A 26,651-nucleotide genomic window follows, 5' to 3' on the forward strand; every position below is an offset into this window, starting at 1 on the left:
TGTAAAAAACAGTGAACCATTTTGTTACTGTGACCTCTATAAACACTACGTGTTATCACTAATCATTCGGTCAAGGAGAATCACGAGTGAAACTAAAATACACAATCCTAGCGACGAGTATAATGGCAATGCCAGCACTTGCTCAGCTTTCTGATGAAGCAGGATTCAGCGGAGAAATTTCTCTCAATGCCGGCATGGCTTCCTCAACATCAAACTTCAACACTGATGGCGATAAAAACTTAACATCAGTCAATCAAAGTGCCTCAGAAGAAAGCACTTTTCTTGTCGCTCCTCTCGGTAATATCGCATATACCTTCGGTGAGCAACTCAATCAGCAAGTTTATACCGGTACCACCCGTGATGATGTTGCTACAGGTACTGTTGTGCTCGAAGTTGGTTATAAGTATCAATTAGAGTCAGGTATGGTGATAGATGCGTCTTTCTTGCCTACCATCATGTCTGGAGAAACTTGGGCTGACCCTTATTTAACAACCGGTCCAAGAACAGAAACAGATGAAACTGGTAATGCATTCCGATTAAAACTAGAGAGTATCGCTGGTTCCAATTTCAGCCTTGATATGGCTTATGCAACCAAAGATGTAGAAAATGATGCCATTACTTTTGATGAATTAAAGCGCGATGCCGATACTGTTTACCTCAAAGGGCAATATCGACAACCTTTAAATAGAACGACCCTTCTGCTTCCTTCTATCACTTACCAATCCACATCTGCAGATGGTAAGGCAAGCTCGTTTGAAGAAATAGGCGCTGAAGTCAGCTTATTTAAAGCGATTAACCGCCATAAATTAGCATTAACTGCGGGCTATAGCCGTAGAAGCTATGATGCTACGAATCCTATTTACGACAAAACGCGCAGTGATAATAAATACAATTTATTTGCGGCTTATGAATACGATAACTTTATGGATTGGGACAATTGGGCTTTCATTTCATTAGCAGGTTATGGCACAAGCCAATCAAATATTACCTTCTATGATGAATCAGAATACCTAGTCTCTGTTGGTATCAACTACAAGTTCTAAGCCCTAATTAAGGTAGTTCAGTCTTGATATAAATGATTGCGATTAAAGCCTAGATCTACCAGGCTTTAATCGTTCTTTATCAAACAGACTGCGCCGTTAACTGTTTCAATAATCTATCCATAGCGCGGTATCCCAACGCTTCAGCTAAATGTTTCTTTTCAATATCAATACACCCTTCCAAATCAGCAATGGTTCTCGCCACTTTGATAATTCGATGATATGCCCGAATAGATAAACCTAAACGATGCAACGCACTTTCTAGAAACTCAGCATCACAGCGCTGTAAGGGACAATATTTATCAATTTCACGGCTACCCAGTAATGCATTGGATTTATTACTGCGCTTCATCATTAATTCTCTTGCTGACGCCACTCTTTTTCTCACAACCTCTGTGGTTTCACCTCTATCTCCACCTTCCGCGAGCATTCCTTTAGGCAGCAATGGAATTTCTAATGACATATCAAAACGATCCAACAATGGTCCTGACAGTTTATTCAAATAGCGTAAAATGATCTGCGGATTGGCTCTGGCTTGATTCCCCTCATAGTATCCAGTAGGACTGGGGTTTAATGCGCCTACCAATTGAAACCGAGCAGGGAATCGAGTCTTACCTGCCGCTCTCGAAATAATAATTTCTCCGGACTCTAATGGCTCTCTCAAAGAGTCGAGTACTTTCCTGTCAAATTCAGGCATCTCATCCAAAAACAGCAACCCATTGTGGGCCAAAGATATTTCACCAGGTCTTGGGATAGAACCGCCTCCTACCAAGGCAGCCATAGAACTAGAGTGGTGCGGAGACCGAAATGGTCGTTTTTTCCAATTATGCTGATTAATTTCTTGCTGAGTTAATGAAGCAACAGAAGCAGTTTCTAGCGCTTCTTGATCATTCATTTGAGGTAATAAGTCACATAGCCGGGAAGCAAGCATGGTTTTGCCTGTACCGGGAGGACCAAGAAAAAGTAAATTATGATTACCTGCTGCCGCAATTTCTAAGGCGCGCTTTCCTTGCTGCTGACCGATAATATCTTGCAAGTCTCGTGAAGATATATCATCTAACATCATTTGAGCGGTTTGATGCAAACCTAAAGCTTGTTGACCACATATATCAGCACAAACTTCCAATAAACTTTGTGCAGACTTGTGCTGCCCTTTACCAACTAAGGCAGCTTGATCGCCATTGGCATGAGGAACGACTAAGACACGTTGAACTTTATCCGCCGCCAAAGTAGCAGGAAGGACGCCTTTAACGGGTCTTAATTCCCCTGATAACGCAAGTTCTCCAATAAACTCTGAATCTGCTAAAGTCGAATGGGGCAGCTGATCAGAAGCAACCAAAATCCCTAATGCGATGGGTAAATCAAACCGTCCGCCTTCTTTCGGTAAATCGGCAGGAGCGAGGTTAACAGTGATCCGCTTAGCCGGAAACTCAAAGCGCGAGTTTATGATTGCACTTCTTACTCTGTCTTTAGCCTCTCGAACGGTAGTTTCAGGCAGACCGACCAAAGTAAAACCTGGCATACCATTGCTAATATGCACCTCAACCGTCACTTCTGGTGCTTCCACCCCAACACTTGCTCGACTATGAATTATCGCGAGACCCATACAATTCCTTTGTTATTGATTTAAAAGTATTCACTCTGATATTCATTGATGATCAAAGCTATAGAGATGTTATATAGCGTGGTGGAATGCTGTGTTCATGTGAAAAAAGAATGACATTTTGCTTGTCATACAGCAGATTTGTGTGATAACACTAGAGATGTAGACCTTCACATAAGACAATAAAAGATAGAACAAACAATTTATGACATTTAACGCTCGCATTTACGCACTGATTAACCTGGTCATCGTAGTCATTATTAAGACTACGCGGGGGCGAGTGGCTAGAAGGTAACCACAAATTTTAAAAACCCCCGCACTGAAAAGTCCGGGGGTTTTTTGTAATTTATATATTTGATTTTTTATTTTGAAGCATTTTCGGCTATGCCGTTAGACAGGAAGAATGGGAGCACAAGATGTGCAATGAAAAAGCAAAAAGTTACCAAAGCACAGGTAATTCGGAGGATTTACGATGAAAGGCGCAGAACTGGTCGTATCCGCATTAAAGCAACAAGGAATTAAAACCGTTTTTGGCTATCCAGGTGGCGCAATTATGCCTATCTATGATGCTCTATACGACGGTGGAGTTGAGCATATTCTTTGCCGCCATGAACAAGGTGCCGCTATGGCTGCCATTGGCATGGCTCGAGCAACGCAAGATGTAGCAGTATGCATGGCAACCTCTGGACCTGGTGCAACCAACCTAGTAACAGGTTTGGCTGATGCTTTCATGGACTCAATCCCTCTTGTTGCTATCACAGGTCAAGTCGCAAGTACTCACATTGGAACTGATGCATTCCAAGAAATGGATGTGATTGGTATGTCTTTGTCTTGTACCAAGCATAGCTACCTAGTCACTGACATTGAAGATTTAGCACCAACACTGGCAGAGGCTTTTGAAGTAGCCAAAGCGGGTCGTCCTGGTCCGGTCATTGTTGATATAGCAAAAGATGTTCAGCTTGCTCAAACTCCTGTAGAAGTTCTTCCTGAATTTACACCACCAGCGCTTCCAGTTGCCCCACAAGAAGCGATTGATGCTGCTCAACACCTTCTTTCTCAAGCCACTCGCCCTGTACTCTATGTCGGCGGTGGCGTTCAATTAGCGAAAGCCACTGAATCTGTTCGTGAGTTTTTACGATTAAACCCTATGCCAGCAGTGAGCACCTTGAAGGGCTTAGGCACGATTGAACGTGATGACCCTCATTACCTCGGAATGCTAGGCATGCACGGCACGAAAGCCGCAAACCTTGTTGTTCAAGAAAGTGACCTTTTGATTGTAGTCGGCGCTCGCTTCGATGACCGAGTAACCGGCAAGCTTGATACTTTTGCTCCCCTCGCTAAAGTTATCCATATCGATATTGATGCAGCTGAATTAGGTAAACTTCGTCATGCTAATGCCCCTGTTCGAGGCGACATCAATAAAGTGCTACCTCAGCTAGAGCTGGCACAAGATATTTCGTCTTGGGTGCATCACTCAGAAGGCTTACGTAGCTCGTTCAAATGGCGCTACGATCACCCTGGCGACTTAATCTTTGCTCCTAAATTACTAAAGCAACTGTCTGACATGATGCCAGAAAGCTCAATAGTTTCGACGGATGTTGGTCAACACCAAATGTGGGCAGCTCAACATATTCAGCCTCGCGATCCTCAAAACTTTATCACCTCTGCAGGTTTAGGCACGATGGGCTTTGGTTTACCAGCTGCGATGGGCGCATCCGTTGGTCGTCCAGATGACCAATCAATCCTAATCTCAGGTGATGGTTCGTTCATGATGAACGTACAAGAACTTGGCACGCTGAAACGCCGCCAAATCCCTGTAAAGATGGTGCTACTGAATAACTCACGTTTAGGCATGGTTCGCCAATGGCAGTCGCTGTTTTTTGATGGTCGCCACAGTGAGACAATTTTGGATGATAACCCTGACTTCGTCATGCTTGCGAAAGCATTTGATATCCCAGGGAAAACCATCACACGTAAAGAAGAAGTTGAGCCAGCATTGAAAGAGATGTTGGAAAGTAAAACTGCCTACTTACTTCATGTATTGATCGATGAAGAAGAAAACGTATGGCCTCTTGTACCGCCAGGTGCATCGAACAGTGATATGTTGGAGAACACATAACATGGAAAGATATTTATTAGATATTAAGGCTGATGATAAGCCAGTACTGTTGGAACGTGTTCTTCGAGTTATTCGTCACCGTGGTTTTATTGTTAAGCAAGTAGCTGGGACACAAAACCATGAAAGCAAAGTCGCGAGCGTTGAAATTATTGTCGATAGTGACCGCCCGATTTCTTTCTTAGTTAATCAAATTGAAAAGCTATGGGACGTGCGTACCGTTGATGTCATTACCATTAGCCGTAATGAGCTACCAAACAACAACCTACAACAAAAAATTAGTGCATAAGGAAAGCAAGCATGACAGCTAAAACAGCAGATTTTATTTGGTTTAATGGTGAATTGGTTCCATGGGCTGAAGCGAACGTTCACGTTTTGACTCACGCTATGCACTACGGTACGTCAGTATTTGAAGGTGTTCGTTGTTACAACACACCAAAAGGTCCGGTTATTTTCCGTCACCCTGAACACGCACGCCGCCTAAAAGATTCAGCAAAAATTTATCGCTTCCCTATTCCATACACGGAAGAAGAAATCATGGAAGCAACGCGTGAAACATTACGCCAGAACAAACTTAAGTCTGCGTATATCCGCCCTCTAGGCTTTGTTGGTAATGTTGGGTTGGGTGTTTGCCCTCCTGAGAACACTGAAATGGATCTAATCATCGCCGCTTTCCCTTGGGGTTCTTACCTTGGTGAAGAAGCTTTAGAGAACGGTGTTGATGCCATGATTTCAAGTTGGAACCGCGCCGCTCCAAATACTATCCCTACAGCGGCTAAAGCTGGTGGTAACTACCTTTCTTCATTGCTAGTTGGCGGTGAAGCCCGTCGTCATGGTTATGATGAAGGCATTGCGCTAAGCGTTGATGGCTACCTTTCTGAAGGTGCTGGCGAAAACATCTTTGTGATTCGTAACGGTGTACTTTCAACGCCACCAGCAACCAGTGCAATTCTTCCTGGTATCACTCGCGATACCATCATGACGCTTGCAAAAGACATGGGGTATGAGGTTCGTGAAGAAAACATTGCTCGAGAAGCATTATACCTTGCAGACGAAGTATTTATGACTGGCACAGCGGCTGAAATTGTACCAGTACGCAGCGTAGATAAAATTACGGTAGGCGAAGGAAAACGAGGTCCTATTACAACTAAAGTTCAAGCGGCTTACTTTGGTTTGTTTAATGGTACAACGGAAGATAAATGGGGCTGGTTAGATTATGTTTATCCAGAAAACCAAGCTAAAGACACTCAACAGCCAGCAGCCAAGTAATTTATAAGGATTTAATGCAATGCCTATCTATCGTTCAGCAACAACTACTCACGGACGCAACATGGCTGGTGCGCGCGCTTTATGGCGTGCAACTGGCGTAAAAGATGATGATTTCGGTAAGCCAATCATTGCCGTTGTAAACTCGTTCACACAGTTTGTACCTGGTCACGTTCACCTTAAAGATATGGGTCAACTGGTTGCGGGTGAAATCGAAAAAGCAGGCGGTATCGCCAAAGAATTCAATACCATCGCAGTGGATGATGGTATCGCAATGGGTCACGGCGGCATGCTGTACTCACTGCCGTCACGCGAACTTATCGCAGACTCAGTTGAATACATGGTTAATGCGCACTGTGCGGATGCCATGGTTTGTATTTCAAACTGTGACAAAATCACTCCGGGAATGATGATGGCTGCAATGCGCCTTAATATCCCAGTGATCTTTGTTTCAGGTGGTCCAATGGAAGCGGGTAAAACTAAGCTTTCTGATCAAATAATTAAACTCGATCTTGTTGATGCAATGATCCAAGGTGCCGATCCTACAATTTCAGATGAGCAAAGTGAGCAAGTTGAGCGTTCTGCATGTCCAACTTGTGGTTCATGTTCTGGCATGTTTACTGCGAACTCAATGAACTGCTTAACTGAAGCTCTTGGTCTATCTCAACCAGGTAATGGTTCTATGTTAGCAACGCACGCAGACCGCGAAGAGTTGTTTATCAATGCGGGTAAACGCATTGTTGATCTAACGAAACGTTACTACGAGCAAGATGACGAATCAGCACTTCCACGTAACATCGCGAATCGCGCGGCATTTGATAATGCAATGGCGCTTGATATTGCAATGGGTGGTTCAAGTAACACCGTACTTCACCTATTAGCGGCAGCTCAAGAAGGTGAGATTGACTTTGACATGAGCGATATCGATGAGATGTCACGCCGTGTTCCGCACCTGTGTAAAGTTGCTCCTTCAACACCTAAATACCACATGGAAGATGTTCACCGTGCTGGTGGGGTAATGGCGATCCTTGGTGAGCTTGACCGTGCAGGTCTTCTTAATAACCAAACTCGCACTGTACTTGGCTTAAGCATGCAAGAACAGTTGGCTCAATACGACATCATGCAAACAGAAGATGAAGCAGTGCTTAAGTTCTTCCGTGCAGGTCCTGCTGGTATTCGTACAACCAAAGCATTCTCACAGGATTGCCGCTGGGATCGTCTTGATGACGACCGTAAAGAAGGTTGTATCCGTACTAAAGAAAACGCATTCAGCCAAGAAGGTGGTTTAGCTGTTCTTTCGGGCAACATCGCAGTTGATGGCTGTATCGTAAAGACTGCTGGTGTTGATGAAGAGAACCTTAAGTTCCAAGGTCCTGCGGTTGTTTTTGAAAGCCAAGATACCGCTGTAGATGGAATCTTAGCTGGCAAAGTGAAAGCCGGCGAAGTCGTTGTCATTCGTTATGAAGGTCCTAAGGGTGGTCCGGGCATGCAAGAGATGCTTTACCCTACGACTTACCTTAAATCGATGGGACTTGGTAAATCTTGTGCGCTTCTAACAGACGGTCGTTTCTCTGGTGGTACATCTGGTCTATCGATTGGTCACGCCTCTCCTGAAGCGGCAAGTGGCGGTGTGATTGGTCTGGTTAACACTGGCGACATCATCACTATCGATATCCCAAACCGTTCAATCACCCTAGATATTTCTGACGATGAGCTAGCAGCACGTCGTGCAAAACAAGATGAACTAGGTTGGAAGCCAGTTAACCGTCAACGTGAAGTGTCATTTGCACTAAAAGCTTATGCAAGCATGGCAACCAGTGCAGATAAAGGCGCGGTACGTGATAAGTCCAAATTAGAGGGCTAGCCAATGACCGACGCTTTCCCTAAAAAGGAGCTCAAACAAACTGGTGCAGATTATCTGCGCCAGATCTTACGCGCTCCTGTCTATGAAGCAGCTATCGTGACACCTCTTCAAGAGATGCCACGTTTAGCGGCTCGTATAGGTAACCAAGTCCAGATAAAGCGTGAAGATCGCCAGCCTGTGCACTCGTTTAAATTACGTGGCGCTTACAACATGGTTTCGAGCTTATCTGATGAGCAAAAGTCGGCTGGCGTGATTGCAGCATCAGCAGGCAATCATGCTCAAGGTATGGCGTTATCCGGCACAAAACTGGGGATTCAAACCACGATTGTAATGCCGAAAACGACGCCAGATATCAAAGTGGATGCGGTTCGCAGCTTTGGTGGTAATGTCGTTTTACACGGCAATAACTTTGATGAAGCTAAAGCCGAAGCTGAACGTTTATCTGAATTGCATGGCTACACGTTTGTTCCTCCTTTCGATCACCCTCTAGTGATCGCAGGACAAGGTACAATCGGTATGGAGATGCTTCAACAAAATGGGCACCTAGATTACATTTTTGTGCCTGTTGGCGGTGGTGGTTTGGCCGCTGGGGTTGCTGTTCTTATTAAGCAATTAATGCCAGAAATTAAAGTCATTGCGGTAGAACCTGAAGACTCTTCATGCTTAAAAGCTGCACTAGATGCCGGTGAACCTGTCGTTTTAGATCAAGTCAGTATGTTCGCTGATGGTGTAGCGGTTAAGCGTATTGGTGAAGAGACATTCCGCCTTTGTCAGAAATACTTAGATGGACACATTGCGGTATCCAGCGATGAAATTTGTGCTGCCGTAAAAGATATCTTCGAAGACACTCGTGCCATCGCAGAACCTTCTGGTGCACTTGCTTTAGCTGGTTTGAAAAAATTTGCAGAGCAACATCAACTAAAAGACAAACAGCTTAGTACTGTATTGTCAGGCGCAAATACCAACTTTCATGGGTTGCGTTATGTTTCTGAACGTTGTGAGCTTGGTGAAAAACGTGAAGGTTTACTGGCAGTAACTATTCCAGAGCGCCAAGGGGCATTTTTAGAGTTCTGCAATATCATAGGTGGGCGAGCTGTCACTGAGTTTAACTATCGCTATAACGATGACAGCCTAGCGAATATTTTTGTCGGTGTACGCTTACAAGGCGGGCAAGAAGAGCTAGATGGTATCATTACCGATCTTCGCGATGGTGGATACCCAGTTGTTGATTTGTCTGATGATGAAATGGCAAAACTGCACGTTCGTTACATGATTGGCGGCAAACCCTCGAAACCAATAAAAGAACGATTATACAGTTTTGAATTTCCTGAATACCCTGGAGCGTTATTGAAGTTCTTAGATACTCTAGGTACGCACTGGAATATTAGCCTTTTCAATTACCGTAACCATGGTGCTGACTATGGTCGAGTGCTGTGTGGTTTTGAGCTGAGTGATGATGATTTAATGACTTTTTCTAGCCACTTACGTGAATTGGGCTACCAATGTAAAGACGAAACCGATAATCCTTCTTATCAGTTCTTCCTGTCATAATATTGGTCAACAAAATCTTTATAAGCATCCAAAAGAGCGAATTTATGTCGCTCTTTTTCTTTTTGTGTGCTCTTTCGTTTAACTGCTTTTTATGGATAACGCTTCTTACTTCAAACAACCTTTCGGTGCTCTAACCAATCTTGATGAAGTTGCTCACTTGACCCTAAATAATTAACCATCCATTCAATAAGCTTATGATTATCATCTTTTTTCCACACTAAACAACATTGGCTTTGAGGGCTGTCTTCTGGGAGTATTTTTTCCACCAGCAAACCTTGTTGAATGATAGGTGCCGCAATATGCCTTGGCATATAACCCACTCCTACACCATTCTTCAGGCACTCAATCGCGCTATACCAATTAGGCAATAGGAGCCTTCTTTGGGAAGCATAATGACCAGCATGACGTTTAGGCAATACGCTTGAGGTGTCATCTAAACAAATAGCTGGAAATTGACTCACAAACTCCTCAGTCAATTGCTGCTCTCGTACACAAGGGTGACTTGGCGACATAACAAATGCCCAATCTAAACGCCCCATATCTTTGACCTCAAAATCTCCACCAACAGGTACAGCAGATGTCGCTCCAATAACAATATCCGCCCTTCCTTGCGCGATAGCCTCCCAGGATCCGTTGAATACTTCCATGTTGATTTGTAGTTCAGCAAAATCAAATGTCTGATAAAACTCCTCTATCAATGGTTTCATCTTATCGAGCTTAACCACATTATCTAAAGTCAGCCTTAGTGTCTTTTTCCATCCTTTAGCCGCACGCTTAGTTTGCGCCCTCACCTCTTCCATTTGCCTCAGTAAAGAACGAGCTTCTTCAATAAACAATTCACCGGCCGGTGTCAGTTCCACTTTCCTTGGTAAGCGTCGAAATAGAATCACATCGAGTTCTTGCTCAACTTGCCTGACACCATAACTGATCGCAGAGGGAACTTTATGCAATTGTTCAGCTGCCGCAGTGAAGCTACCCAGCCGAGCCACAGTATCGAGCATTTCTAGAGAGGATTTAGAAAACATAAGCCTTCAAATTTTTTGATTGATAACTACATATTTTAACGTTTTATTTTATTTAAAGCTAAAAATAGAATACGAAACACAGAATACAAAGGGATTAACCCCACTTTGTTTAAACAATAAATTTGATAACAAGCTAAGTTATCTAAGCTCATGGCACCTTATGAATATCTCCAAGTTTCAACTCGTTTATCTTGCTGCATTATCTATGCTCGGTTTTATCGCTACTGATATGTACCTTCCTGCTTTTAAAATCATGGAAATTGATTTTGCTACAGGCCCAGAACAAATTGCTCTTTCTTTAACAGTCTTTTTAGTCGGTATGGCTTTAGGTCAACTGCTTTGGGGGCTTGCTAGCGATAAATATGGCCACAGGAATACGCTTGCAGCCGGTTTAGCGCTGTTCACTCTGGCATCATTTGGATTAGCGTTTAGTACTGAAGTCTGGCAACTCCTTGCATTACGCTTTGTACAAGCTATTGGAGTATGTGCTCCAGCAGTGATCTGGCAAGCGATGGTGATCAAGCGTTATTCAGCGTCTAGCAGCCAACAAATTTTTGCAACCATCATGCCTCTTGTGGCTTTATCTCCAGCACTAGCACCTCAATTGGGTGTTGTATTAGCCGATACTTTCGGATGGCATAGTATCTTCATTGTATTGACGCTAATGGGTGCTCTTCTAATCGCCACTACAATGGCTCAGCCCCAAGAGAAACCTGAAGTAAGAGAAACATCCGTTGGTAATGACATTAAGTCGCTTCTGAAGTCTAAATCTTACCTAGGCAATGTAATAATGTTTGCTTCTGCATCGGCTGCGTTCTTTGCATACCTAACGGGAATGCCTGAAATTATGGCTAAGCTAGGATATGAAGCAAAAGATATTGGTTTGAGCTTCATTCCACAGACGATTGCATTCATGGTAGGTGGCTACTTAGGTAAAGTTGGCGTTAAGAAGTTTGGTGACTCTCGCGTACTTAAACACTTAGTCGGGCTATTTAGCGTTTCAACACTGCTTATTTTTGTCGCTTCACAATGGGAATTAACTTCAATTTGGCCTTTGCTTGCTCCTTTCTGCTTAATCGCAGTGGCGAATGGTGCTCTTTACCCAATAGTTGTGAACCGAGCGCTATCTAGCGCAAAACATAGCCCAGCAACGGCTGCAGGTCTTCAGAACAGTTTACAAATCTGTATCAGTAGCTTTGCAAGTGGCTTAGTTGCTGCAATGGCAAGCAGCGCATTACAGGTTACTGGTGTGACAATTGTGATTTGTTTAATGGGATTATGGATTGGCTACATTGTTGCAAACCGTGAATTATCACAGCACTTCACAACACCAGATAACTCTCGAGTTGTACTTGAAGAAAACCAAGACTAGAGCTTAAATAAACTGTATCGGAAATAAAAAGAGCGAGTATTACTCGCTCTTTTTATTTCTACTTAGAGTCCGACTCAATGACTTCTAAAGTTGGAGCTTTTTTCCGGCTATATTCATTATAATTAACCACTCGACTACGTCCCATATCTTTAGCTAGATAAAGCGCATTATCGGCCATCTTAACCAGGGACTCTGTATCAGAAGCTGGCTTCGGATAGGTTGACACACCAATCGACACACCCAACTGACCTAATGATAATCCCTTGTATTCTAAGTGCATTGAACGCACCGCATCACACAGCGTCTGACCAAACTCTGTCGCTTCTTGCATAGTGTAATGAGGAAGCAGCACGGCTAGCTCTTCTCCTCCAAGTCGACAAGCAATCTCATCTTCACTTACGCTCTGCTTAAGCAACGCACTGATTTCTTTCAATACGAAGTCACCAGCATCATGACCAAAGTTGTCATTAAAACGTTTGAAGTGATCCAAATCGAGCATCAACAACGACAATGGTTGTTCGCTGGTGGCAGAGTTCATCGAATGCTCTTCTAGTTTCTGCTCAAAGAAACGACGGTTGAACAGACCAGTTAATGGATCGCTTAGAGCTTGTGAACGTAGCTTCTCTTGGAGACTCAAGTTAGCCAATGCTAAACCTAGGTGCTCTGAAACACTGAAAGCCAGTTGCTCTATGATTGGGTCAATTTTTATATCACCGACACCAAAGTAAAGGTGCATGATACCGATGGTATTACCATGTGCAGTCAACGGAATACAAAGGGTTTGGTTGTTATCCATCTCATGCATGTGACCACAAGTTAAAGAATGGAAATCATCATTCGATTGATGTGCTCGGCCCTTACGCAATGACCAACATTCTTCTGGTGCAAAGCTTGCGCTGCCCGGCCATGTTTCTCCCCAGTCCAATTGTGTTATTAGTTGGTTACGCGATGCACGCATCAGAGAAACACTGCCGTTCACGTTACCAAGGATTCGAGGCAGGATATCAGAGACAATTTGCTGCGCTTCAACCATGTTATTACACGCCGCCAGCATATTCGCTAAGCGATGCATCAACTCGATCTCATGGGTTCGTTGACGAATACGCTCGTCTTGTTTTTTCTGTTCTTCTTCAACCTTATGAGTGATCTGGCGATTGCTCACATAAGATGTACCGATCAAGAAGCTTAAACTCAGTAGCACCATACCAATCAAAATTCCCATCAACTGGAAATTCATTTGCTTTAATTGATGCATAGGAGAAGAAATGACGATAACGAAATTCAGACCATTGATCGATTCTTGGCGGGAGTAATAAATTCGGTCTACAGATGTCACGGTGCTAAACCTAACATCACTACCAATACCGAGATCTAAAGCTTGCTGGAACTCAGGGCGGTCGCTGTGGTTTTCTACGCTGGCGAGTGCGTGATCGGACAGATCGGTATCACCAATGACAACACCATCTGGATTAATAACTTGAATTCTCAAGCTGGTATTAGCCTGAGTTAAATCACCGATATAATCATCAACATCGAGATCTGTGGTAAATGAATGACTGTCTTCACGCATTTCATATACCACATCAGACATCAACGAAATAAGGTGGTTACGTTCGTTCTCTACAACTAACTTCTCTAATGTGATGTAAAAACCATATAAGCCCACCAGCATTGAAAAAGATAAAATAACGATTGGCAAAGTTTGCCATTTTTTGTCGACTAATCTCACTACGTAACCATTTTAACTTACAGAACATCGATCTGAATAATATCAATCTACCAACAAAATACAATTCCGAAGTTGATTATTTTCCTATCACAAATCGCCTACAAAAAAGCCAGCAACATAGTTACTGGCTCTTAATACACTCAATGACTAAATTTTTAGCTCTAGCCAGATTTATGTTTAATCTATTTTTTAGCTGGACGCGCCCAATTTGCTATCTTGCGCTCTTTAGCACGACTAATAACAAGTTCATTTTCAGAAACATCACGAGTTACTGTCGAACCAGCACCAACGGTAGCACCATTACCTATCGTAACAGGCGCTATTAATTGGCTATCCGAACCAACGAATACATCATCGCCAATGATAGTCTTAAACTTATTAGCACCATCGTAGTTACAAGTAATAGCACCTGCACCAACGTTCACACGCTGACCGATTTCAGCATCACCAAGATAAGTTAAGTGGTTAGCTTTAGAACCTTCACCTAAGCAAGTATTCTTCACTTCAACAAAGTTACCCACATGAGAGTTATTACGCATGTCTGCACCAGGACGAAGGCGAGTAAATGGACCTACAGTACAATCCTCACCAACTGTCGCACCATCAATGATGCTGTAAGGGCGAACGATTGTGTTGTCATCAATTTCACAGTCTTTCAGTACGCAGCCAGTACCAATAACTACGTTATCACCAATACTAACAGTACCTTCAATAATAACATTCGTATCAATCTCGACATCCATACCACATTGTAATTCACCACGTAAATCAAAACGGCTTGGATCTCGTAGCATGACACCTTGCTTCAATAACTTATCTGCTTGCTCAGCTTGATAAGCACGCTCTAAGCGAGCCAATTGAGAACGGTCATTAACACCTTCAACTTCAATTGGGCTTACTGGATGTACAGCTTCAACCGCACGACCTTCATCGTGAGCGGCTGCGATAACATCAGTCAGATAGTATTCACCTTGTGCATTGTCGTTGCTTAAGCCAGACAACCAGCGCTTGAGGTCACCACCAGTCGCAACCATAACGCCGGTGTTGATCTCTTTGATAAGCTTCTGCTCATCTGTTGCATCTTTTTGTTCAACAATAGCCACAACAGGACCATTACGACGAATAATACGACCGTAACCCATCGGGTTGTCTAACACGACCGTAAGTAGTGCAATACCACCATTTGGCTGAGCATCTAATAGGTTTTCAATAGTTTCAGGCGAGATAAGCGGTACATCACCGTAAAGGACTAATACTTTTTCATCATCAGCAAAATGTTCAGAAGCCTGGTCGACCGCGTGGCCCGTACCTAGCTGTTCAGCTTGTAGGGCCCAGTTAACCGACTCTTGTGCAAGTGTCGATTTCATTTGTTCACCACCATGACCGTAAACAAGATGAATATTTTGAGCACCTAAACCATTACAGGTATCAATAACATGCTTCACCATCGGCTTACCCGCAAGCGTGTGCAGAACCTTTGGTGTATTTGAATACATGCGAGTACCTTTTCCCGCTGCGAGAATTACCGCGCTAAACTTCATTGTAAACCTATCCAACATTATTTTTTATTAAGCCGATATTGTAACCGTTTTTGGAAAAAAAATTAAATCGTAATAACCATTTAACCGATATTGATATGGAAGAGGAACATTTTTGAGAATCCAAAAATGCAAAAATGCAAAAAGGCGACCCTTAGGTCGCCTTTATCTCAGAGTCTATAATCTTATAAAGATTAACGACGCTGTTTTGTCAGTTCGATAACTCGTAACTGAGCAATGGCTTTAGCCAGTTCACCGGCCGCTTGTGCGAAGTCTATGTCGCCATGCTGATTTTGGATATTCTCCACAGCCTTGCGTTTAGCTTCTTCCGCCTTTGCTGCGTCTAGTTCTTCACCACGGATAGCTGTATCAGCCAGTACAGTCGCTGTACCAGGTTGAACTTCTACCATACCACCAGAAACATAAATGATTTCTTCGTGGCCGTGCTGCTTAACAATACGCACCATACCAGGCTTGATAGCGGTCAGCAGTGGAGTGTGACCATGGAAAATACCAAGCTCACCCTCACTACCGGTCACCTGAAACGTTTCAACAAGGCCAGAGAAAAGTTGTTTCTCGGCACTTACAACGTCTAGGTGAAAGGTTATTGCTGCCATATCGCCTCCTAGTTAGCCTTATAGCTTCTTAGCATTCTCGATAGCTTCGTCAATTGCACCACAGTACATGAACGCTTGCTCTGGAATGTCATCGTATTCACCAGATAGAAGACCTTGGAAGCCACGTAGAGTCTCTTTAAGAGGTACGTAAACGCCTGGGTCACCTGTAAATACTTCCGCTACGTGGTAAGGCTGAGTTAGGAACTTCTCAATCTTACGAGCACGAGATACAACTTGCTTATCTTCTTCAGATAGCTCGTCCATCCCTAGGATAGCAATGATATCTTTCAGCTCTTTATAGCGCTGAAGAGTAGACTGAACGCCACGAGCGATGTCGTAGTGCTCTTGTCCAACTACCAATGGATCCAGTTGACGTGAAGTAGAATCTAGCGGGTCGATCGCTGGGTATAGACCCATAGATGCGATGTTACGGTTAAGTACAACCGTTGCATCCAAGTGAGCGAACGTTGTTGCTGGAGACGGGTCAGTCAAGTCATCCGCAGGTACGTATACCGCCTGTACAGACGTGATAGAACCAGCTTTAGTTGACGTGATACGCTCTTGTAGAACACCCATTTCTTCAGCTAGTGTAGGTTGGTAACCTACCGCAGAAGGCATACGACCTAGAAGTGCTGATACTTCAGTACCTGCTAGTGTGTAACGGTAGATGTTATCAACAAATAGTAGAACGTCACGACCTTCGTCACGGAAGCGCTCTGCCATTGTTAGACCAGTCAGTGCAACACGTAGACGGTTACCTGGTGGCTCGTTCATCTGACCGTAAACCATCGCTACTTTTGATTCTTCAGGGTTTTCAACGTTTACAACGCCAGCTTCCTGCATCTCAAAGTAGAAATCGTTACCTTCACGAGTACGCTCACCTACACCTGCAAATACAGATAGACCTGAGTGTTGAAGTGCGATGTTGTTGATAAGTTCCATCATGTTAACGGTCTTACCTACACCAGCACCACCGAATAGACCGATTTTACCACCCTTAGCGAATGGACAAATCAAGTCGATTACTTTAACACCAGTTTCTAGAAGAGCTGTCTCGTTAGACTGCTCTTCGTAGCTTGGAGCTTCACGGTGAATGGCGTAATGCTCTTCAGCACCAATCTCGCCACACTCATCAATCGCGTCACCTAGGACATTCATGATACGACCCAATGTCTTAGTACCTACTGGTACTGAAATTGGAGCGCCAGTATTTTCAACTGTCAAACCACGACGTAAACCATCAGAGCTACCCATTACGATTGCGCGAACTACGCCACCGCCAAGTTGTTGCTGAACTTCAAGAACTAGACGCTCTTTCACTTCATTAACATTCAGAGCATCGTATACACGAGGTACTTCGCCCTGTGGGAACTCTACGTCGACTACCGCACCGATGATCTGTACGATCTTACCTGTAGCCATCGTTAATCCTCTAACTATTTAGTTTTACCTAAGCTTAAACCGCAGCTGCGCCTGAAACGATCTCAGAAAGTTCTTGTGTAATCGCCGATTGACGGGCTTTGTTGTACACAAGTTCTAAGTCATCAATAATGTCACCAGCATTATCTGTTGCTGATTTCATTGCAATCATTCGAGCCGCTTGCTCACAAGCAAGGTTCTCAACCACACCTTGATACACTTGAGATTCGACATAGCGAACCAATAGTGCATCTAGTAGTGGTTTTGGCTCGGGCTCATATATGTAGTCCCAAGAATGACTGCGTTTCATTTCTTCGCTGTCTGATTTAGGCAAAGGAAGTAATTGATCGATCGTTGGTTCTTGAACCATAGTGTTTTCAAACTTGTTGAACACTACGAACAGGCGATCTAATTCGCCTTCATCATATTTCTTCAGCATAACGCTTACAGAGCCAATCAAGTCTTCAAGGCTTGGACGATCGCCCAGACCAGAAACTTGAGCTGCTACTTTCGCGCCGCTGTTATTGAAAAATGCTGTTGCTTTAGAGCCTACAATTGCAAGCTCAACATCAGCACCTTTCTCAGACCAATCTTTCATGTCATTCATAGCTTTTTTGAACAAGTTAATGTTCAAACCACCACAAAGACCACGGTCTGTAGAAACGATGATGTAACCAACACGTTTGGCTTCACGTTCCTCAAGATAAGGATGCTTATACTCGAGGCTACCATTAGCCAAATGACCGATCACTTTACGCATTGTTTCTGCATATGGACGAGTAGCTTCCATTGCGTCTTGAGAACGACGCATTTTTGAAGCTGCTACCATTTCCATTGCTTTCGTAATCTTCTGTGTGCTTTTAACACTACCGATTTTATTACGTATCTCTTTTGCGCCGGCCATCGTTACTCTCCGTTAATGGTATGAGGTGGCCCTAAGACCACCTACCAATTACCAGGTCTGGGTTGCTTTGAAATCGTCAACAAGCTTCTTCAGCTCAGCTTCGATTTCTTTATTGAAAGCACCCGTTGTGTCGATCTGTGTTGCTAGATCGGCATATTGACCACGAGCAAACGACAGTAAAGCAGCTTCAAAATCTAGAACTTTAGAAAGTTCAACATCTTGAAGGTATCCACGCTCTGCAGCGAAGATTACTAGAGCTTGGTCAAATACAGACATAGGAGCGTATTGCTTCTGCTTCATCAGTTCTGTAACTTTTTGACCGTGGTCTAGTTGCTTCTTAGTCGCTTCATCAAGATCCGAAGAGAACTGAGCAAATGCTGCAAGTTCACGGTATTGAGCTAGAGCAGTACGGATACCGCCAGATAGCTTCTTGATGATTTTAGTCTGCGCCGAACCACCTACACGAGAAACTGAGATACCTGGGTCAACAGCTGGACGTACGCCCGCGTTGAATAGCTCAGTTTGTAGGAAGATCTGACCATCAGTAATCGAGATTACGTTCGTTGGTACGAATGCAGATACGTCACCAGCTTGCGTTTCAATGATAGGTAGAGCAGTTAAAGAACCAGTCTTGCCTGTCACTTCACCGTTAGTGAATTTTTCTACATATGCTTCGCTTACACGAGCAGCACGCTCTAGTAGACGAGAGTGAAGGTAGAAAACATCACCTGGGAACGCTTCACGACCTGGTGGACGCTTAAGTAGTAGCGAGATTTGACGGTAAGCGACAGCTTGCTTAGATAGATCATCATAAACAATCAGTGCATCTTCACCGCGATCACGGAAGTATTCGCCCATCGCACAACCAGCATATGGTGCAAGGTATTGCAGCGCTGCAGATTCAGAAGCAGATGCAACAACAACAACAGTGTTTGCTAGTGCGCCATGCTCTTCTAGTTTGCGAACTACGTTAGCAATAGTCGACGCTTTTTGGCCGATAGCTACGTAGATAGAGAAAATACCAGAATCTTTTTGGTTAATAATCGCATCGATCGCCATTGCTGTTTTACCAGTCTGACGGTCACCGATTACTAGTTCACGTTGACCACGACCGATAGGGATCATTGAGTCAACTGACTTGTAACCAGTTTGAACAGGTTGATCTACCGATTTACGGTCGATTACACCTGGTGCGATAATTTCTACAGGCGAAGTCAATTTAGCTTCGATTGGACCTTTACCATCAATTGGCTCACCTAGTGTGTTTACAACACGACCAAGCATTTCAGGACCTACTGGTACTTCAAGAATACGACCAGTACCTGTAACTTTCATGCCTTCCTGTAGGTCAGCATACGGGCCCATTACAACAGCACCAACCGAATCACGGTTCAAGTTTAGTGCTAGCGCGTAACGGCCACCCGGTAGTTCGATCATTTCACCTTGCATCACGTCCGCTAGGCCGTGGATGCTAAGGATGCCATCGCTTACAGAAACGATAGTACCTTCATTGCGAGCTTCACTAACAACGTCGAAAGATTCAATACGTTGTTTAATTAGATCGCTAATTTCAGTGGAATTAAGTTGCATGCTCCAATCCCCATTAAGACTGCAATGCATCGCTCAGGCGGTCTAAACGACTGCGCGCTGAGTTATCGATGACTAGGTCTCCGGCTCGAATAATAACTCCACTAAGTAGAGTCTCATCTATACTGCAATTCAGCTGAACTTTGCGCGCTAAGCGCTGTTCCAATTTGCTGCTGATCTCTGCGTGTTGCTCTTTTGAAAGTTCAACAGCTGAAGTAACTTCAACGTCGATTTCTTTCTCATGCTCTTGTTTAAGCAATAAGAACTGTTTACAAACATCAGGAAAAGCCATTAAACGGCCATTCTCTGCCATCACTTTAATCAAGTTCTGACCGAATTCATCAAATTGTTCGCCACAAATAACAATGAATACTTCCGCTAATTTTTCCGCAGTCATAGAACCGCTTAATAAATTATGAACATCATCATTTTGTGCCACTTCGGCAGCAAAAGTAAGCATTTGACCCCATTGGTCTAGCTCACCTTTCTCTACCGCAAAGTCAAAGGCTGCTTTAGCATAGGGGCGTGCGATTGTAGTCAAATCAGACATATACAGCCCCTTGCTTTAAAGTTTTGCAGTAATGTTGTTAAGAAGATCATCGTGTACATCTTTATCGATAGTACGTTCAAGGATTTTCTCAGCACCAGCTATAGCCAGAGTTGCGACTTGTTTGCGCAGGTCATCACGGGCACGTGTGCGCTCAGCTTCAAGTTCAGCTTCAGCTTGCGCTAAGATTTTCTGGCGTTCTGCCTGAGCTTCTTCGCGAGCTTCATCAATAATTTGAGCTTTACGTTTATTTGCCTGTTCAATAACCTCAGTTGCAGTGCGCTTCGCTTCCTTCATTTGCTCGGAAGCGTTGGCTTGTGCCAGGTTCAAGTCTTTCGCAGCGCGCTCAGCGGCTACAAGACCGTCAGCAATTTTCTTCTGACGCTCTTCAATTGCTTGCATGATTGGTGGCCATACATATTTCATGCAGAACCAAACAAACAATGAAAAAGCAATTGCTTGACCTAACAGAGTTGCGTTCATATTCACAACAGCTACTCCTCGTTAAGAATCAACTACAAAAAATTAATTAACTATTAAGAGTTAATTAGCCTGCTAGTTGACCAACAAATGGGTTAGCAAACGTGAATAGTAGTGCGATTACGATACCGATCATTGGAACAGCATCCAGTAGACCAGCGATGATGAACATCTTAACTTGTAGCATTGGAGCCATTTCAGGTTGACGCGCAGCGCCTTCTAGGAATTTACCACCAAGAATAGCAAAACCAATTGCAGTACCTACGGCACAAAGACCAACAATGATAGCAACAGCGATTGCTGAAAAACTTAGTACAGTTTCCATTTACGTTCTCCGATTAACATTAATAGTTAGAATAAAGCTTAAAAATTTTTAGTGATCACTATCTTCATGGGCCATTGAGAGATAAACAATTGTCAACATCATGAAAACAAATGCTTGAATCAAAATAACCAAGATATGGAAGATAGCCCAAGGTAGTGCACCTACCCATTGTAAGTACCACGGTAGCATTGCCGCGATAAGAATAAACACCACCTCACCCGCAAACATATTACCAAATAAACGCATACCTAGAGATAGTGGTTTCGCTAATAACGAAATTACCTCAAGTACCAAGTTAAATGGAATCATGATTGGGTGATTAAATGGATGCAGTGCCAATTCTTTAGCAAACCCGCCTAAGCCTTTTACTTTGATGCTGTAGTAGATCATCAGAGCAAAAACACCCAAAGCCATTGCCATGGTTATATTTACATCAGCAGTAGGAACCACTTTAAGGTAAGGGATACCTAGCCAATGCTCTGCAGGATACGGTAAGAAATCGATAGGCACTAAGTCCATCAAGTTCATTATGATAATCCAGCAGAATATAGTCAGTGCTAGTGGAGCGATCAGAGGATTGCGACCATGGAAAGTTTCTTTAACGTTGTCACCAACGAATTCAACTACCATTTCAACAAAACACTGGAGCTTACCAGGAACACCTACTGTTGCTTTCTTCGCAACTGAACGAAAAACCCAAAGGAAAATCGCACCAGTTAGTACAGAAAAGAACAGGCTGTCTATATGTACGTTCCAGAAACTTGTTTCCTCTACAAGACCAAACTTAGCTAAAGAAAGGTTTTGTAAATGGTGTTCAATGTATCCGGATGCTGTTGGCGCAGCCATAACTCATCCTATTTTTTATTGTTAATGAAAAGCACTGGCGCAAAGATATTAATCCCGAGAGCCAGTAAATAGGTCAGTTTGAGGGGAACGAGTTCCACCTGCATATACATGTAGACAATAGAGAATAGTAAAACTGTGATTAAGATTTTTAATGCTTCACCTGCATAAAAGGACGCAGCAACTAACTTAGTTGCACGAGCTCCGCAAAATAGAAAAGCACAAACACAAAACACCACATTGGCAATGACAAAAATGCCGCCACCGATCAATGAGGCAAAACCCCAATCAGGATTAACCGTGATACCTAACCCTACTGCCACTAATATAACCGCGCTAAGCTCGATCAATAACATTTGCTTTGCAAGCACTCGTCCTGGTCTTGCTAACGCCGCTACCATGTATTCTTCCTCTTTTAAGCCCACTAACACTTGCTTAAAAGTGTGTAGAGAAATTGGCGAAAATTATACGGTCAGTCAGATTGAATGCAATTAAAATGCATTATTTTTTTACATTTTTGTATACAATCCGACAACTTTTAAACAAAAGACCGAGTTTATAACATAATTGACCTAAATCAATTATCTCACTTAGTGCTCTAGCTTGGCAATCAATTGCTCTAATTTGTGAGGCTCATCAAGAGTAATCGTAACCTTTGATTTCCCTAAGTTATTTCGAACAATTGAAACGTTTGCTTGCAATTTTTCAGCTAATCTATGCGAAATCGCTAGAGCTTCTTGGTCTTCAACCTTTGTTTTTTCTTCAACTTCTGGTTTTAGGCAGTTTTTAATAAGATTCTCTGTCTGGCGCACCGTCAATTTTTTATTTGCGACGGTAGTAGCAACCTCAACTTGTTGCTCACCATTGAGAGCTAATAATGCACGAGCATGCCCCATTTCCAGTTGCTTATTAGAAACTAAACCTTTTACTTCATTTTCGAGCTGATTTAGACGTAATAAGTTACTTACTGTCGCTCTAGATTTACCTATAACTTCGGCAACTTGCTGATGCGTCAATTTAAACTCATTTTGTAAGCGCTCTAATGCTTGCGCTTCTTCAATAACGTTTAAGTCTTCACGCTGAATATTCTCGATTAAAGCCATCGCGATTGCAGCTTTATCTTGAACCTTTTTGATTAAGCAAGGCACCTGTTTTAAACCCGCTTGACGAGCAGCTCTCCAGCGGCGTTCACCAGCTATAATCTCAAAATGATCTTGAGAGATAGGACGAACGATAATTGGTTGAATAATACCTTGTGACTGAATCGAAGCCGCCAGCTCTTCTAGAGCTTCTGGAGCGATATCTTTGCGAGGCTGGTACACACCAGGCTTTAAACTAGTAACGGAAAGCTCAACCAGTTCACCATCTGCCGATAATGCTTGGCTATGCGATGCTACCTGCTGCTTTTCACGAGCTAATGAGCTAGTTGCAAGTAATGCATCTAGCCCTTTTCCTAAACCACGCTTAGACATTGAGCGAATTCCTTTGGTTGGGTTTAAACAGGAACTTCTTCACGACGCAGCATCTCACCAGCTAAAGCAAGGTATGCTTTAGCACCAGCAGAATACTTATCGTAATACATTGCTGGCTTGCCATGACTTGGGGCTTCAGCTAAACGTACATTCCTAGGGATAACAGTTCGATAAACTTTGCTACCGAAATGTTTCTTTAATTGATCGGATACTTCATTTGATAAGCGATTGCGAGGATCATACATAGTTCGAAGTAAGCCTTCGATTTTAAGGTTCTCGTTTACAACCGCTGCCAGCTTACTAATTGTATCCATCAAAGCTGTTAAACCCTCCAATGCAAAGTACTCACATTGCATTGGAACCAACACAGAGTCAGCTGCAGCCATTGCATTGATTGTAAGGAGGTTTAAAGAAGGAGGGCAATCAATAAAGATGAAATCATAGTTATCGCGAACTGATGCAAGCGCATTTTTTAAACGCACTTCACGGGCAAATACTTCCATCAGCTTTATTTCGGCTGCGGTTACATCCCCATTAGCTGCAATTAAGTCGTAGTTCCCAGATGGACTACGACACACCACTTCATCAAATGGGGTATCTTCGACTAACAAATCATAAGCTGTTGCTTCAACTTGATATTTATCGACTCCACTTGCCATAGTGGCATTACCTTGAGGATCGAGATCAACAACCAATACTTTACGCTTTGTTGCAGCCATTGATGCTGCTAAATTAACGCAAGTTGTTGTTTTCCCTACACCGCCCTTTTGATTGGCAACTGCTACAATTTTACCCACTATGGCCTCGCTGATTATCCCTGACGCGATAAAGTTACTAAGTGACGGTCGCCTTCCAGCTCCGGGACATCCAAAACTTGAATATCAACCACAGAGCACCATTCAGGTAGCAGGTCGATTTCATCTCTTGGATGCTGTCCTTTAAGAGCTAAAAATACACCAGACTGCTCTTTAGGTAAATGATGACACCATTCCACCATATCTGTCATTGAAGCAAATGCACGACTTAGAACACCATCAAATTTTTCTTCTGGTTGAAACTCTTCAACACGGCTTTGAACTGGTGTCACATTTTTAATACCTAGCTCATGAGTAACTTGCTTAATAAAGCGAATACGTTTGCCTAAACTATCTAGCAAGAAAAACTCACAATCTGGATTCATAATAGAAAGAGGAATACCTGGTAAACCTGGTCCAGTTCCAACATCAATAAAACGCTTACCTTGCAAGTGAGTACTAACAATAACACTATCTAGGATATGCTTCGTTAGCATGTCCATAGGGTCACGAACTGACGTTAAGTTATATGCTTTGTTCCATTTGTTCAGCAACTCAACGTAACCAACAAGTTGACCACGTTGTTTATCTGATACTTCTAAGTCTGTTTGGCTCAGTAGGTGATCAAGTTTTTCTCGTAATGCCGACATTATGCGTCCTCACCCTTTTTTAATAAGCCTTGTTTTTTTAGGTAAACCAATAAAATAGATACCGCAGCAGGTGTAATACCCGAGATACGAGAGGCAATACCTATTGATTCAGGTTTTGAAGTTGAAAGCTTTAAAACCACCTCGTTAGATAAGCCTTTAATCTGGCTGTAATCTAAGTCAGCAGGCAGTTTGGTATTTTCGTGACGAAGAGATTTTTCAATTTCGTCTTGCTGACGCTGAATATAACCTTCGTATTTAACTTGTGTTTCAACTTGCTCAGCCGCTTGTTGATCATCCAATGCAGGACCAAAAAGATCCAAAGATGTTAACTGTGCGTAGTTTAGCTCTGGACGACGTAAAAGATCTTCACCGCTAGCTTCACGAACCATAGGGGTTTTTAAAAGCTGATTAAGCGATTCAATACCTTCAGATTTTGGATTTACCCAAGTTTCTTTAAGGCGTTGGCGTTCTTTTTCTATGTTCTCAACTTTATCGTTAAAACGAGCCCATCGAGCATCATCAACCAGCCCTAACTCACGGGATTTTTCAGTCAAACGTATATCTGCGTTATCTTCACGAAGCAATAAACGGTACTCCGCGCGAGATGTAAACATTCGGTAAGGTTCTTTAGTACCCATTGTCGATAAGTCGTCAATAAGTACGCCCATGTAGGCTTGGTCACGACGTGGGCTCCAACCTTCTTTACCTTGCGTGAATAAACTCGCATTTAAGCCAGCCATCAAGCCTTGTGCTGCAGCTTCTTCATAGCCTGTCGTACCGTTAATTTGTCCAGCAAAGAACAAACCTTGAATAAATTTTGTCTCGTACGTCTGTTTTAAATCTCGAGGATCGAAGAAATCATACTCGATAGCATAGCCTGGACGGACGATATGGGCATTTTCAAAACCTTTCATTGAGCGAACGATTTGAACTTGAACATCAAAAGGTAAACTAGTCGAAATCCCATTAGGGTATAATTCGTGAGTTGTGAGACCTTCAGGCTCAATGAAGATTTGGTGACTGTTTTTATCAGCAAAACGCATCACTTTGTCTTCAATTGAAGGGCAATAGCGAGGACCAATACCTTCGATAACACCGGCATACATCGGGCTTCTATCTAGATTTGCACGAATAACATCGTGTGTATTTTCATTGGTATGCGTAATAAAACACGGAATCTGTTTTGGCTGTTGAGCTCGATTACCCATGAATGAGAAAACAGGCGTTGGATTATCACCATGCTGAACTTCTAGTTCTGAGAAGTCGACACTGCGCGCATCAATTCTTGGCGGTGTACCTGTTTTCAAGCGATCAACTCTGAATGGAAGATCACGTAAACGGTTTGCTAGTGCGATCGATGGTGGATCACCAGCGCGTCCTCCAGAAGAACTTTCCATTCCAATGTGGATCTTACCACCAAGGAATGTACCCACCGTGAGCACAACGGCTTTAGCATGGAACTTAAGCCCCATCTGAGTAACCACACCAACAACTTGATCCTGTTCTACGATCAAGTCATCCACCGATTGCTGAAACAAAGTTAAGTTTGGTGTGTTTTCTAGAACATTTCGAACAAACGCTTTGTATAAAGCACGGTCAGCTTGAGCACGTGTTGCACGTACTGCAGGACCTTTTGATGCATTTAACGTTCTGAATTGAATACCAGAATGATCGATGGCTTGTGCCATTAATCCACCCATCGCATCCACTTCTTTGACTAAGTGACCTTTGCCAATACCACCAATCGCAGGGTTGCAAGACATTTGCCCCAGAGTATCGATGTTATGAGTGAGTAATAACGTACTTTGACCAGTACGTGCAGATGCGAGTGCGGCTTCCGTTCCTGCATGGCCACCGCCGACAACGATGACGTCAAATTTTTCATGATAAAGCATGGACCGACCTCAGG

The 26,651-nt window shown here is 43.2% G+C and carries 24 protein-coding genes; 7 read left to right on the forward strand and 17 right to left on the reverse strand.

Translation table 11 applies throughout. The features are described from left to right. Positions 1 to 86 precede the first annotated feature (86 nt). Positions 87 to 1,043, forward strand: a complete 957-nt coding sequence (locus tag L4C37_RS20740; protein WP_273296090.1) for a DUF2860 domain-containing protein — start codon at positions 87 to 89, stop codon at positions 1,041 to 1,043. Between the two features lie 79 nt (positions 1,044 to 1,122). On the opposite strand, the gene L4C37_RS20745 is transcribed toward L4C37_RS20740, so the two are convergent. Then, on the reverse strand, positions 1,123 to 2,646 hold the full coding sequence (locus tag L4C37_RS20745) for a YifB family Mg chelatase-like AAA ATPase (RefSeq protein WP_273296089.1): 1,524 nt from the start codon (positions 2,644 to 2,646) through the stop codon (positions 1,123 to 1,125). A 469-nt stretch (positions 2,647 to 3,115) separates the two neighbouring features. On the opposite strand from L4C37_RS20745, the gene ilvG reads away from it, so the two are divergent. From ilvG to ilvA, 5 genes are read left to right on the forward strand one after another with little or no spacing between them, the layout of a single operon-like run. Next, the gene (gene ilvG, locus L4C37_RS20750) at positions 3,116 to 4,762 is read left to right on the forward strand and encodes an acetolactate synthase 2 catalytic subunit (RefSeq protein WP_137375408.1); all 1,647 of its coding nucleotides are present in this window, start codon (positions 3,116 to 3,118) and stop codon (positions 4,760 to 4,762) included. Position 4,763: 1 nt separating this feature from the next. Beyond that, positions 4,764 to 5,048 (forward strand): acetolactate synthase 2 small subunit, encoded by a 285-nt coding sequence (gene ilvM, locus L4C37_RS20755; protein ID WP_137375409.1) that lies wholly within the window; start codon positions 4,764 to 4,766, stop codon positions 5,046 to 5,048. A gap of 11 nt (positions 5,049 to 5,059) precedes the next feature. Beyond that, a complete protein-coding gene (locus L4C37_RS20760; RefSeq protein WP_137375410.1) occupies positions 5,060 to 6,028 on the forward strand; it encodes a branched-chain amino acid transaminase in 969 nt (322 codons plus the stop codon). A 19-nt stretch (positions 6,029 to 6,047) separates the two neighbouring features. Beyond that, positions 6,048 to 7,889, forward strand: a complete 1,842-nt coding sequence (gene ilvD, locus L4C37_RS20765; RefSeq protein ID WP_137375411.1) for a dihydroxy-acid dehydratase — start codon at positions 6,048 to 6,050, stop codon at positions 7,887 to 7,889. Positions 7,890 to 7,892: 3 nt separating this feature from the next. Beyond that, positions 7,893 to 9,440, forward strand: a complete 1,548-nt coding sequence (ilvA, locus tag L4C37_RS20770; protein WP_429769812.1) for a threonine ammonia-lyase, biosynthetic — start codon at positions 7,893 to 7,895, stop codon at positions 9,438 to 9,440. A 110-nt stretch (positions 9,441 to 9,550) separates the two neighbouring features. Here the strand turns inward: ilvA and punR are convergent, their stop codons facing one another. Further along, a complete protein-coding gene (gene punR, locus L4C37_RS20775) occupies positions 9,551 to 10,465 on the reverse strand; it encodes a DNA-binding transcriptional activator PunR (protein ID WP_137375413.1) in 915 nt (304 codons plus the stop codon). 160 nt (positions 10,466 to 10,625) lie between these two features. Between punR and punC the strand changes: the two genes are divergently transcribed. Beyond that, a complete protein-coding gene (gene punC, locus L4C37_RS20780) occupies positions 10,626 to 11,837 on the forward strand; it encodes a purine nucleoside transporter PunC (protein ID WP_429769814.1) in 1,212 nt (403 codons plus the stop codon). A 58-nt stretch (positions 11,838 to 11,895) separates the two neighbouring features. On the opposite strand, the gene L4C37_RS20785 is transcribed toward punC, so the two are convergent. The 15 genes from L4C37_RS20785 to mnmG all read right to left on the reverse strand — a co-directional run bounded on the left by L4C37_RS20785 (position 11,896) and on the right by mnmG (position 26,637). Then, entirely contained in the window at positions 11,896 to 13,509 is a 1,614-nt protein-coding gene (locus tag L4C37_RS20785) for a diguanylate cyclase (protein ID WP_273294230.1), read from the reverse strand. A gap of 239 nt (positions 13,510 to 13,748) precedes the next feature. Further along, positions 13,749 to 15,107 (reverse strand): bifunctional UDP-N-acetylglucosamine diphosphorylase/glucosamine-1-phosphate N-acetyltransferase GlmU, encoded by a 1,359-nt coding sequence (gene glmU, locus L4C37_RS20790; protein ID WP_429769816.1) that lies wholly within the window; start codon positions 15,105 to 15,107, stop codon positions 13,749 to 13,751. A gap of 191 nt (positions 15,108 to 15,298) precedes the next feature. Then, a complete protein-coding gene (locus L4C37_RS20795) occupies positions 15,299 to 15,721 on the reverse strand; it encodes a F0F1 ATP synthase subunit epsilon (protein WP_017107532.1) in 423 nt (140 codons plus the stop codon). Between the two features lie 18 nt (positions 15,722 to 15,739). After that, positions 15,740 to 17,143 (reverse strand): F0F1 ATP synthase subunit beta, encoded by a 1,404-nt coding sequence (gene atpD, locus L4C37_RS20800; protein ID WP_137375416.1) that lies wholly within the window; start codon positions 17,141 to 17,143, stop codon positions 15,740 to 15,742. 34 nt (positions 17,144 to 17,177) lie between these two features. Then, positions 17,178 to 18,044 (reverse strand): F0F1 ATP synthase subunit gamma, encoded by an 867-nt coding sequence (gene atpG, locus L4C37_RS20805; RefSeq protein WP_009848120.1) that lies wholly within the window; start codon positions 18,042 to 18,044, stop codon positions 17,178 to 17,180. 48 nt (positions 18,045 to 18,092) lie between these two features. After that, positions 18,093 to 19,634 (reverse strand): F0F1 ATP synthase subunit alpha, encoded by a 1,542-nt coding sequence (gene atpA / locus L4C37_RS20810; protein ID WP_010433235.1) that lies wholly within the window; start codon positions 19,632 to 19,634, stop codon positions 18,093 to 18,095. A 13-nt stretch (positions 19,635 to 19,647) separates the two neighbouring features. Next, positions 19,648 to 20,181, reverse strand: coding sequence for a F0F1 ATP synthase subunit delta (gene atpH, locus L4C37_RS20815; RefSeq protein ID WP_137375417.1), 534 nt, complete (start codon positions 20,179 to 20,181; stop codon positions 19,648 to 19,650). 15 nt (positions 20,182 to 20,196) lie between these two features. After that, positions 20,197 to 20,667 carry a F0F1 ATP synthase subunit B gene (gene atpF, locus L4C37_RS20820; RefSeq protein WP_137375418.1) on the reverse strand — a complete coding sequence of 157 codons (471 nt, stop codon included), beginning with the start codon at positions 20,665 to 20,667 and terminating at the stop codon, positions 20,197 to 20,199. Positions 20,668 to 20,725: 58 nt separating this feature from the next. Then, positions 20,726 to 20,983: a F0F1 ATP synthase subunit C gene (gene atpE, locus L4C37_RS20825; RefSeq protein WP_004411110.1), complete on the reverse strand. Its 258-nt coding sequence runs from the start codon at positions 20,981 to 20,983 to the stop codon at positions 20,726 to 20,728. Between the two features lie 48 nt (positions 20,984 to 21,031). After that, positions 21,032 to 21,829 (reverse strand): F0F1 ATP synthase subunit A, encoded by a 798-nt coding sequence (gene atpB, locus L4C37_RS20830; RefSeq protein ID WP_137375419.1) that lies wholly within the window; start codon positions 21,827 to 21,829, stop codon positions 21,032 to 21,034. An 8-nt stretch (positions 21,830 to 21,837) separates the two neighbouring features. Then, on the reverse strand, positions 21,838 to 22,227 hold the full coding sequence (locus L4C37_RS20835; RefSeq protein WP_137375458.1) for a F0F1 ATP synthase subunit I: 390 nt from the start codon (positions 22,225 to 22,227) through the stop codon (positions 21,838 to 21,840). A 189-nt stretch (positions 22,228 to 22,416) separates the two neighbouring features. Further along, positions 22,417 to 23,298 (reverse strand): ParB/RepB/Spo0J family partition protein, encoded by an 882-nt coding sequence (locus tag L4C37_RS20840; RefSeq protein ID WP_273294190.1) that lies wholly within the window; start codon positions 23,296 to 23,298, stop codon positions 22,417 to 22,419. Positions 23,299 to 23,321: 23 nt separating this feature from the next. After that, positions 23,322 to 24,095, reverse strand: coding sequence for a ParA family protein (locus L4C37_RS20845; protein ID WP_137375421.1), 774 nt, complete (start codon positions 24,093 to 24,095; stop codon positions 23,322 to 23,324). A 14-nt stretch (positions 24,096 to 24,109) separates the two neighbouring features. Next, the gene (rsmG, locus tag L4C37_RS20850; protein WP_372265118.1) at positions 24,110 to 24,742 is read right to left on the reverse strand and encodes a 16S rRNA (guanine(527)-N(7))-methyltransferase RsmG; all 633 of its coding nucleotides are present in this window, start codon (positions 24,740 to 24,742) and stop codon (positions 24,110 to 24,112) included. Further along, on the reverse strand, positions 24,742 to 26,637 hold the full coding sequence (gene mnmG, locus L4C37_RS20855) for a tRNA uridine-5-carboxymethylaminomethyl(34) synthesis enzyme MnmG (RefSeq protein ID WP_273294188.1): 1,896 nt from the start codon (positions 26,635 to 26,637) through the stop codon (positions 24,742 to 24,744). The genes rsmG and mnmG overlap by 1 nt, the downstream gene beginning before the upstream one ends. Between the last annotated feature and the right edge of the window lie 14 nt (positions 26,638 to 26,651).

Origin of the sequence: Vibrio kagoshimensis (assembly GCF_050337535.1) — a bacterium.
Taxonomy (GTDB): Bacteria; Pseudomonadota; Gammaproteobacteria; order Enterobacterales; family Vibrionaceae; genus Vibrio; species Vibrio gallaecicus.

Bases quoted from the DNA above. Each gene is read 5' to 3' on its own strand.
- atpH (WP_137375417.1), bottom strand. From the start codon at position 20,181: ATGTCTGATTTGACTACAATCGCACGCCCCTATGCTAAAGCAGCCTTT.
- punR (WP_137375413.1), bottom strand. From the start codon at position 10,465: ATGTTTTCTAAATCCTCTCTAGAAATGCTCGATACTGTGGCTCGGCTG.
- L4C37_RS20795 (WP_017107532.1), bottom strand. From the start codon at position 15,721: ATGGCAGCAATAACCTTTCACCTAGACGTTGTAAGTGCCGAGAAACAA.
- glmU (WP_429769816.1), bottom strand. From the start codon at position 15,107: ATGAAGTTTAGCGCGGTAATTCTCGCAGCGGGAAAAGGTACTCGCATG.
- mnmG (WP_273294188.1), bottom strand. From the start codon at position 26,637: ATGCTTTATCATGAAAAATTTGACGTCATCGTTGTCGGCGGTGGCCAT.
- atpB (WP_137375419.1), bottom strand. From the start codon at position 21,829: ATGGCTGCGCCAACAGCATCCGGATACATTGAACACCATTTACAAAAC.
- L4C37_RS20785 (WP_273294230.1), bottom strand. From the start codon at position 13,509: ATGCTGGTGGGCTTATATGGTTTTTACATCACATTAGAGAAGTTAGTT.
- ilvG (WP_137375408.1), top strand. From the start codon at position 3,116: ATGAAAGGCGCAGAACTGGTCGTATCCGCATTAAAGCAACAAGGAATT.
- L4C37_RS20745 (WP_273296089.1), bottom strand. From the start codon at position 2,646: ATGGGTCTCGCGATAATTCATAGTCGAGCAAGTGTTGGGGTGGAAGCA.
- ilvD (WP_137375411.1), top strand. From the start codon at position 6,048: ATGCCTATCTATCGTTCAGCAACAACTACTCACGGACGCAACATGGCT.
- atpG (WP_009848120.1), bottom strand. From the start codon at position 18,044: ATGGCCGGCGCAAAAGAGATACGTAATAAAATCGGTAGTGTTAAAAGC.
- rsmG (WP_372265118.1), bottom strand. From the start codon at position 24,742: ATGTCGGCATTACGAGAAAAACTTGATCACCTACTGAGCCAAACAGAC.
- ilvM (WP_137375409.1), top strand. From the start codon at position 4,764: ATGGAAAGATATTTATTAGATATTAAGGCTGATGATAAGCCAGTACTG.
- atpD (WP_137375416.1), bottom strand. From the start codon at position 17,143: ATGGCTACAGGTAAGATCGTACAGATCATCGGTGCGGTAGTCGACGTA.
- atpA (WP_010433235.1), bottom strand. From the start codon at position 19,634: ATGCAACTTAATTCCACTGAAATTAGCGATCTAATTAAACAACGTATT.
- L4C37_RS20760 (WP_137375410.1), top strand. From the start codon at position 5,060: ATGACAGCTAAAACAGCAGATTTTATTTGGTTTAATGGTGAATTGGTT.
- atpE (WP_004411110.1), bottom strand. From the start codon at position 20,983: ATGGAAACTGTACTAAGTTTTTCAGCAATCGCTGTTGCTATCATTGTT.
- ilvA (WP_429769812.1), top strand. From the start codon at position 7,893: ATGACCGACGCTTTCCCTAAAAAGGAGCTCAAACAAACTGGTGCAGAT.
- L4C37_RS20835 (WP_137375458.1), bottom strand. From the start codon at position 22,227: ATGGTAGCGGCGTTAGCAAGACCAGGACGAGTGCTTGCAAAGCAAATG.
- L4C37_RS20840 (WP_273294190.1), bottom strand. From the start codon at position 23,298: ATGTCTAAGCGTGGTTTAGGAAAAGGGCTAGATGCATTACTTGCAACT.
- punC (WP_429769814.1), top strand. From the start codon at position 10,626: ATGAATATCTCCAAGTTTCAACTCGTTTATCTTGCTGCATTATCTATG.